Genomic DNA, 8,630 nt, shown 5'->3' on the forward strand with positions numbered 1-8,630 from the left:
CCGCCTGGAAACTCCCCATTTGCCGGCTGGAACTCATGGATCAGCCGTTTTTTTTGGAGGCGGAAAAGGGGAAATTCAAAATCGTAAATGAATGAAAATCTTATTGAGAAAAAATTGCGTTATATTGTTGACAACTGATAATATCAATGATATTATTAATAACAAGATTAGTAATATTACCAACAAGGAGGAGCGATATGGATCAAAGCCTGTATCAAAATTATGTAAAAATTTTGAATAATGAGCTTGTTCCCGCACTAGGGTGCACAGAGCCCATAGCAATTGCCTATGCAGCGGCGAAAGCGCGTGCTACTTTGGGAACATTTCCGGAGCGTGTGGAGATGCGCTGCAGCGGAAACATTATCAAAAACGTAATGGGCGTGACCGTACCGAATTCCGGGGGCCTGCGCGGCATAGACGTGGCGGCAACCCTGGGAATAGTAGGCGGTGATGCTGACAGGGAACTGGAAGTCCTGGAGGAGATTACACAGGAAGACATTGATAAGACCAAACAATTGGTTGAAGAGGGGTTCTGCCAGTGTAAGCTTCAGGAAGGCGTGGAAAACCTGTACATCGTGGCAAAGGTAATCAAAGGGGAACACTTTGCGGAAGTTACCATCATCAACCGCCATACACTGATTACCAAGATTGTAAAGGATGGGGAGATCTTGTTTGAGCATAAGGTCAGTGAGGAATCACCGGAGTATGTGGACAAATCCCTTCTGAATGTAAAAGATATCCTGATATTTGCGGATGAGGTGAAGATCGATGATATCCGCGAAGCCATCGGAAACCAGATTGCGCTGAATTCCGCCATTTCAGATGAAGGAATGAAAAATCATTATGGGGCTGAAGTGGGACGGACCCTTCTGGACGTGTACGGAGATGATGTGAGAGTGAGGGCCAGAGCCAGGGCAGCGGCAGGTTCCGATGCCAGGATGGGCGGATGTTCTCTTCCTGTTGTCATCAACTCAGGAAGCGGAAACCAGGGTATGACCGTATCCCTTCCGGTCATCGAATTTGCCAAAGAGGTGAACGCTTCGGAAGAGAAGTTATACCGGGCCCTGGTAGTGAGCAACCTGATTGCAATCCACCAGAAAAAGTATATCGGAAGCCTTTCTGCATACTGCGGAGCTGTCAGCGCGGCCTGTGGGGCAGGTGCGGCGATTACATATCTCTATGGCGGCAGTGAAGAAGAAGTTGGGCTTACCATTACGAATACCATCGGCAATGTGGGCGGAATTGTCTGCGACGGGGCGAAATCCTCCTGCGCGGCTAAGATCGCATCCGCAGTGGAAGCCGCGATCCTGGCGCACTATATGGCCAGCAAGCACCATTGTTTCCAGCCGGGCGAGGGAATCGTACAGGATGATGTTGAGGGAACCATTAAGAGCATGGGTTACATCGGCCGTGTTGGTATGAAAATTACAGATACGGAGATATTGAATATTATGATCGACCGTGTTAATGTAGACGAAGCATAGTACAAATGATTAGGAGAGTATGGAGATGGAAAATGTATTTTTACAAGAGTTTCTGATGATCAGCGATATTAAGACTATCGTATTTCTTGCAATTTTGGCGGGGTTATTTTATCTGATCCATGTTTTGTACCATAAAAAACATATGGATTTTGCAGTTGTTGTTATGATCGGCACAGGTCTTGGCCTTCTTCTCGGACTGGCGATGCAGTTCGTGGGCGGTTTTCCGGACGCGCCGATGGAAGTTACATTTGTTAAAGAGACGACCACATGGTTTGGCTTATTCGGAAATGGTTATATCAACCTGATCAAGATGATCGTTGTGCCGCTTGTTATGGTTTCCATTATGCAGGTTATTATCAACATGCAGCAGGGAAGCTCCATGGGCGCTCTGGTTAAGAAGACGATTTTTGTTACCATGGGAATGGTTGCGGTTTCTGCTGTTATCGGCATCTGCGTGGGCCTTTTGTTAGGAGTTGGCAAAGGTTCTGCAATTGTGACCGACGGAACGGCAGAAGCAAAAGCCATCACTTCAGTGGCGAACACACTGAAAAACCTGATTCCTTCCAATATCGTTGGATCTATGGTTGAAAGCAACATCATCGGACTTGTTATCTTCTCGGCATTTTTTGGTCTGGCAGTATGGTGGATCAATTATGAAAGCCCGGAAGCGGCAAAACCATTATATGACGGTATCAATGCAGCTCACAAAGCCATGATCAATATGGCCCTTTTAATCCTGGATTATATGCCATGGGCTGTTATGGCTCTGCTTGCCAACACAATCGCTCAGAGAGGCCTTTCCTCAATCCTGGAAGTTGGTAAATTTATTATTGCGCTTTATCTGGCGGTTGCAATTCAGTTTATTATCCAGCTGGTTCTGCTGGCTGTTCACGGATTGAATCCGGTAACTTATATGAAGAAATCATTTGCAACCATGCTGATGGCATTTACTTCCCGTTCCAGCGTTGGATGTCTGCCGATGACCATTGAGACACTGACAAAGAGGCTGGGCGTGGACCAGGGTACTGCAAGTTTCGTTGCAGGCTTCGGTACGACGGCAGGAATGCAGGGATGCGCAGGCGTATTCCCGTCACTGCTCATCGTTTATGTCTGCCATGTGACAGGCACACCCCTTGACGTTACCATGCTTGTAATGACTGTAATCGTAGTAACCATCGGTTCCTTAGGAATCGCAGGTATCCCCGGAACAGCTACTATGGCAGCTTCCGTAGGCCTTTCCGGCGTTGGTATGGCTTCTCAGTTCGCTATGGTGAGCCCGATCCTTGCCATTGACCCGATCATCGATATGCCGAGAACCATGTTAAATGTTACAGGATCCCTTACAAACGCATTAGTTGTGGACAAACATATGGGTACTTTAAATGAAAGCGCTTATAATGACATGAGCCTGAACCTGAAAAAATAAATAATATACATGCCTGGAATCAGGCAGAATGGAGGAAATCATGAGATATACAGTAAAACCACAGAGAGTCTGCCCTTCTTCCCTTTCCTTTGATTTAGACGGGGATGTTGTGAAAAACATAGAGTTCGTTGACGGCTGCAACGGCAATTTAAAGGCCATCAGCAAATTAGTTGACGGTATGACGGTAGAACAGGTAGAGACTTTCTTAAAGGGCAATACCTGCGGCAAAAACACCACATCCTGCGCAGACCAGCTTGCTATCGCTGTCCGTGAGAAATACGAAGAGAGCAAAAATTAATTCCATCGGCAGGAAACTGCTGTAAAAAAGTCCCGGCCGCCCCGGTTCTCCACAATCATGTGGAAAGCCGGGGGGCCGGGACTTTATTCTGGTTACACAGGAACCGCTGTCCTGCGTAACCGGTGAGATCAAATGCTGCGGAAGTCTTTCAGATCCAATTCCAGGTTTTTAAGCGCTCCGTGGATGTCCTTTACCTTGATGCAGGATAGGATGGCCCTGTGGTAGCGCATGTCGATGGGATTATAGGCGGCGTCCCATTTATCCCAGTAAAACTGGGCATAGGCGCGTTTTAAAATGTCCATGGATCTCTCCAGCTGTGCGTAGGAATAGGAATTGCCTGAGTAGGACAAAAGTTTCAGGTGAAAGTTGATATTATGCTCCCAATGTACCCACATATCGTCTACAGAGGCATTGCAGAGGTCATCCAGACGGTATAATTCGTCTATCTGATCTGAAGTTATTTTATCGTAGCATTCCCTCAGCATGCCGCCTTCCAGGATAAAACGGAAGCGGAGGATCTCGTTGGCATCCTTGCTGGTGAGCCGGATAACTTCGTATCCATATCTTGGAATGTTGCGGAGAACACCTTCGTTGCATAAGGAGATGAGAGCTTCCCGGACCGGAGATTTGCTGAAGCCGAATTTGGCTACCAGCTCCTGTTCGTTGATGATCTGATTTGCTTTGTATTCACCTTTGATGATACCGTCCAGAGTTTCCTGATAGACGATTGATTTTAGACTGTTTTTTTCCTTGTTCATATCTCTTCTCCATTTATATAGTAGCTTTATCATAGCAAATAAAGTCTTGAAAGTAAAGTGATGGGGGTCGTGAAACTCAAGATACTGTTGCATCCTATGGTATTTATGATACAATTGGTAGGAAGATAAGGAGGCTTAATGTGGCTGATATTATATTAGAATTAGACCAGATAAAAAAGAGCTTTGGAGAGACGGGGGTGCTAAAAGGCATCAGTCTCTCAATAGAAAAGGGCGAGTTTATAACCCTGCTGGGAGCGTCCGGCTGCGGCAAGACCACGACGCTGAGAATCATCGCAGGTCTGGAAAGCCCGGACAGCGGACAAGTGCGTTTAAACGGACGGGATGTGACCGGTCTGGAACCGAACCAGCGCAATGTGAATACGGTATTTCAAAATTATGCCCTGTTCCCCCATATGGACGTCATCACCAACATTTCCTATGGGCTGAAATTGAAAAAGGTGCCCAAACAGGAGATTGCAGAGCGGGCGTTAAAGGTCCTGGAGCTGGTTCAGCTTTCGGGCTTTGAAAAGAGGATGCCGTCTGAACTGAGCGGCGGCCAGAGACAGCGTGTGGCCATAGCAAGGGCGGTTGTCAATAATCCGGAAGTGCTGCTTTTGGACGAACCTCTGGGCGCTCTGGATCTGCAGTTGAGGCGCCAGATGCAGACGGAGCTGAAAAGGCTGCAGAAACAGCTTGGTATCACCTTCATATACATAACCCATGACCAGGAGGAAGCCATCAATATGTCCGACCGGATCGTGGTGATGAAAGACGGATTATTTGAACAGGTGGGAACGCCGGATGAGATTTATGATCATCCCAAGACCAGCTATGTGGCCAGTTTCGTAGGGACTGCCAACATCATCAAAGGCATGTTGAAGGAACTGACAGGTGAAACGGCTGTAATCCTGACGCCGGCGGGAGTTGTGCGGGCGGCTGTGACAAAGAAGCAGAAAGGGCTTTTAAAGGCCGGCCAGCCGGTGACTGCGGCTGTCCGAAGCGAAAATGTGACGTTGTATCCGGAAAGCCGGGCGGAATGCATGAAACTGGCTGTGACGGAGAAGAATTTTGCGGGAGGAATGCTGCGGATCAGCCTGGACGGCGGCAGTCTGGGAGAGCTGGTTTCCAGCAGGCAGGGAATTAACAGTTCCGTGGCCCCGGGGGATGTGGTATATGCCGGATGGGAGCCGGAACATGCGGTGCTGGTAGATGTGGAGGGGGAAGAAGATGGCTGAAAAGACAGGGAAAAAGCCGGGGAATCACTGGTGGATGACAGTCGCGCCTCTTTACATTTTTACGATTATATTCGTGGCTCTGCCCATCGTTTATCTGATTGCCCTCAGCTTCATGACCCGGGCGCAGACATGGGGCGTGGTGAATGAATTTACACTTGACAATTATGCCAAGATCCTGAAACCGGTTTATTTGAATACATTTAAGGAATCCTTTCAGCTGGCAGTCTCAACCACTCTGGTCACTCTGGTTATCGGTTATCCCTTCGGTTATTTCATGGCCCGGCTGGAGAAAAAAGCGAAGAGCATGATGATGCTGTTTGTGGTGATCCCATTCTGGACCAGCGCTTTAATGCGTATGTATGGCTGGATCATCATATTCAGGAGCAACGGCCTTTTGGATAAGCTGCTGATGACGTTAGGGATAACGGAAGACCCGCTGAAATTATTGTATTCCTATCCGGCGGTGCTGGTGGGAATGGTATATTCCCTGCTCCCATTCATGATTTTGTCCGTGTATTCGAGCACGGATAAGATGGACTGGTCCTTAGTGGAGGCGGCAAGGGATTTGGGAGCTACCAGATTAGAGGCATTTCTTACGGTCACTGTTAAAATGACTCTGCCGGGCATTATGTCCGGAGTGGTATTAGTATTTATCCCGTCCATGGGGCTCTTTTTCATCGCCGATATCCTGGGCGGCGGAAAGGTGATGCTGGTGGGAAACCTGATCCAGAACCAGCTTCAGAGCGGAAGGGACTGGCCGTTTGCGGCGGCTCTTTCGGTCATCCTCATGATATTTACTTCGGTCATGATATGGCTGTACCGTAAAGTGACCCGGGTAAAGGATCTGGAGGGGCTGCTATGAAAAAGAAGAGAATCCGTATATCGGCGGTTTACCAGACCGTTCTTTTGCTGTTAATGTATCTGCCGATTGCAGTGGTGGTGATATATTCCTTTAATGTTTCCAAGAACACAACCGTATGGAGCGGCGTGACCCTGGACTGGTATCTGAAAATGTTCCGCAACAGAGGGCTTCTGGAAGCTTTGAGAAACAGCGTGGTCCTGGCGGCTCTGAGCAGTTCGGCTGCCGGAATTATCGGCACGCTGGGAGCTGTGGGCATGGCCCGGGTCAGCTTTAAGAGCAAAGGGGCGGTGGAATATATATCCACGCTTCCGATTATGATCCCTGAGATTATTTTAGGTATGGTTTTTATGGCGTTTTTTGCCATGCTCAGTCTGCCTTTCGGAATGCTGACCCTTGTGCTGGGACACACCACATTCTGCGTTCCCTATGTATTTATGATGGTGAAAGCCAGTCTGGTTGGAATTGATAAATCGCTGGCGGAAGCGGCCAAGGATTTGGGCGCTTCGGAGCCGAGGGCATTTTGGGATATTACCCTGCCTTTAATTATGCCTGCGGTGGTGTCTGGGATGCTTTTGGCATTCGCCATGTCGCTGGATGATGTGGTGATCAGCATTTTTGTTACCGGGGCGAAGACGAACACTCTTCCGATCCGCATTTATACCCAGTTGAAATCAGGGGTGACGCCGGAGATCAATGCTCTGTGCAGCATCATGCTGGTTGTGACATTTGTGATCGTAATCGCGTCACAGGTGATTGGGCGGAAGATGGACCGGAATTGAGATAAAAATGTAACATGTGAATGCCGTGGGACGGCAGAACGGAATGGAGGAAGATTATGAAAAAATGGAAACGCTTTGCAGCGGTTACGCTGACCGGTATCATGGCGGCCGGACTTTTACAGGGCTGTGGCGGAAAGAAGAGTGAAGAACTGAATATCTACACATGGGCCGAATATGTGCCCCAGGATGTGATTGACGGTTTCGAAGAAAAAACGGGCATCAAGGTGAATTATACCAACTTTGAGGCCAATGAAGAGATGCTTGCGAAGTTGGAGACCAGCAAAGGCGGGGATTATGACATCATCATCGCGTCCGATTATATCATCAAGATCGCAGCAGATGAAGGGCTTGTAAAAGAAATCGACAAAGAAAAAGTTCCCAATTACCAGAACATCGACCCGGTGTTCCAGAACTTTTTCTATGATCCGGACAACAAACTGACCGTGCCCTATGGCCCTGGCATCCCCCTGATTGTATATAACCCTGAGGCAGTGAGCGCGGAGATCACAGGGTATGAATCCTTATGGGATCCGTCTTTAAAAGACAGTTTAGCCCTGATGGACAGCGAGCGGGTTGTTATGGGCATGGTGTTAAAAACCATGGGAGAATCGTTCAATACGGAAGACCAGGCGGTGATTAAACAGGCAGGGGAAAAACTGATGGAGCTGGCCCCCAACGTGCGCGTCCTGAGCCAGAACCAGACCCAGGATTTCCTTCTCAGCGGCGAAGTCAGCGCGGCATACCTGTTCACCTCGCAGGTTGTCCTGGCCCTGCAGCAGAACCCTGATTTAAAAGTGGTGTATCCGAAAGAAGGTCTGGGATTTGGTGTGGACGCGGCATTCATCCCGTCGCAGGCGCCTAACAGCGATAATGCGTTCGCGTTCTTAAACTATATTCTGGACGGAGAAGTGGGAGCGAAGATTTCACAGCAGACCTATTACCTCTGCCCCAATAAGGCGTCTTATGAATTCCTGCCGGAAGAGTTTAAAAAGAGTTTGATTATCAGCGCAGACGATATTCCAAATGGGGAATTTATCCAGGATGTGGGGGCGGATGCTACGTCGCTGCATGAAGAAATCTGGACGGAATTTAAGGCGAAGCTGGATTAATTTTTGTTGGCAGAAGAGACGCAGGAAATAGGGCGTGAGGCAGGCCGGGAGACGGTGGAAGCCGCCGGGAGCGCAAACGGCCGGGGCGCGGTTCGCGGCGGCAGCTCATGGTTCCGGCCGGGGCAGCTCTAGGGCTGAAAGAACGGGAAATGGAGGGTACCGGGAGCATTCATCGAGAATTTCTGAAGAAATTCTCAATTCAGGCTCCCTAAATCGCTGACTTTGAGGTCAGCGATTTCCCCTCCATTTCCCGTTCTTTCAGCCCAAGAGCTGCCGACGGCCGGAACAAATCGCTGTCACCGCGAACCGCGCCCCGGCCGTTTGCGCTCCCGGCGGCTTCCACCGTCTCCCGGCCTGCCTCACGCCCTATTTCCTGCTGGTTTTCGCTGGAGTGAGGATAAAAAATTAATTTTGAATACTTTTATAGAGGGCGGTTGTGGTATAAAGATTGTTTTGTATTATGATGGTTTTTGTCTTTATTAAGTTGGTATGACGTTGTAATATGCTGGTATTTTATCTTTTATAAAGCAGGTGGGCAGTCGTAATAAAATGGTAATTTATCTTTTGTAAAGCGGGTATGAAGTTGTAATATAATGGTAATTTATCTTTTATAAAGCGGGTATGCAGTCGTAATATAATGGTATTTTATCTTTTGTAAAGCGGGTATGCAGTCGTAATA

General features: G+C 48.4%; 9 protein-coding genes. 7 read left to right on the forward strand and 2 right to left on the reverse strand.

Annotated elements, in window-relative coordinates:
• The first annotated feature begins 197 nt into the window (after positions 1 to 197).
• The 3 genes from GPL15_RS15250 to GPL15_RS15260 are packed head-to-tail and all read left to right on the forward strand — an operon-like array spanning position 198 to position 3,208.
• Positions 198 to 1,484: an L-serine ammonia-lyase, iron-sulfur-dependent, subunit alpha gene (locus GPL15_RS15250; RefSeq protein ID WP_215699541.1), complete on the forward strand. Its 1,287-nt coding sequence runs from the start codon at positions 198 to 200 to the stop codon at positions 1,482 to 1,484.
• Between the two features lie 25 nt (positions 1,485 to 1,509).
• A complete protein-coding gene (locus tag GPL15_RS15255; RefSeq protein ID WP_215699542.1) occupies positions 1,510 to 2,910 on the forward strand; it encodes a cation:dicarboxylase symporter family transporter in 1,401 nt (466 codons plus the stop codon).
• Positions 2,911 to 2,950: 40 nt separating this feature from the next.
• Positions 2,951 to 3,208: a TIGR03905 family TSCPD domain-containing protein gene (locus GPL15_RS15260; RefSeq protein ID WP_215699543.1), complete on the forward strand. Its 258-nt coding sequence runs from the start codon at positions 2,951 to 2,953 to the stop codon at positions 3,206 to 3,208.
• A 128-nt stretch (positions 3,209 to 3,336) separates the two neighbouring features.
• Here the strand turns inward: GPL15_RS15260 and GPL15_RS15265 are convergent, their stop codons facing one another.
• Positions 3,337 to 3,966, reverse strand: coding sequence for a GntR family transcriptional regulator (locus tag GPL15_RS15265; RefSeq protein WP_215699544.1), 630 nt, complete (start codon positions 3,964 to 3,966; stop codon positions 3,337 to 3,339).
• Positions 3,967 to 4,106: 140 nt separating this feature from the next.
• Here GPL15_RS15265 and GPL15_RS15270 point away from each other — a divergent pair, with 140 nt between their 5' ends.
• From GPL15_RS15270 to GPL15_RS15285, 4 genes are read left to right on the forward strand one after another with little or no spacing between them, the layout of a single operon-like run.
• Positions 4,107 to 5,201, forward strand: coding sequence for an ABC transporter ATP-binding protein (locus GPL15_RS15270; RefSeq protein WP_215699545.1), 1,095 nt, complete (start codon positions 4,107 to 4,109; stop codon positions 5,199 to 5,201).
• Positions 5,194 to 6,063, forward strand: coding sequence for an ABC transporter permease (locus GPL15_RS15275; RefSeq protein WP_215699546.1), 870 nt, complete (start codon positions 5,194 to 5,196; stop codon positions 6,061 to 6,063). The genes GPL15_RS15270 and GPL15_RS15275 overlap by 8 nt, the downstream gene beginning before the upstream one ends.
• Positions 6,060 to 6,842, forward strand: coding sequence for an ABC transporter permease (locus tag GPL15_RS15280; protein WP_215699547.1), 783 nt, complete (start codon positions 6,060 to 6,062; stop codon positions 6,840 to 6,842). The genes GPL15_RS15275 and GPL15_RS15280 overlap by 4 nt, the downstream gene beginning before the upstream one ends.
• Before the next feature lie 56 nt (positions 6,843 to 6,898).
• Positions 6,899 to 7,951: a spermidine/putrescine ABC transporter substrate-binding protein gene (locus GPL15_RS15285; RefSeq protein WP_215699548.1), complete on the forward strand. Its 1,053-nt coding sequence runs from the start codon at positions 6,899 to 6,901 to the stop codon at positions 7,949 to 7,951.
• A gap of 208 nt (positions 7,952 to 8,159) precedes the next feature.
• Here GPL15_RS15285 and GPL15_RS27760 read toward each other — a convergent pair whose 3' ends face one another.
• Positions 8,160 to 8,294: a hypothetical protein gene (locus GPL15_RS27760; protein WP_275950495.1), complete on the reverse strand. Its 135-nt coding sequence runs from the start codon at positions 8,292 to 8,294 to the stop codon at positions 8,160 to 8,162.
• Positions 8,295 to 8,630: the final 336 nt, after the last annotated feature.

Origin of the sequence: Clostridium sp. MCC353, from assembly GCF_018785315.1 — a bacterium.
GTDB lineage: Bacteria > Bacillota > Clostridia > Lachnospirales > Lachnospiraceae > CHH4-2.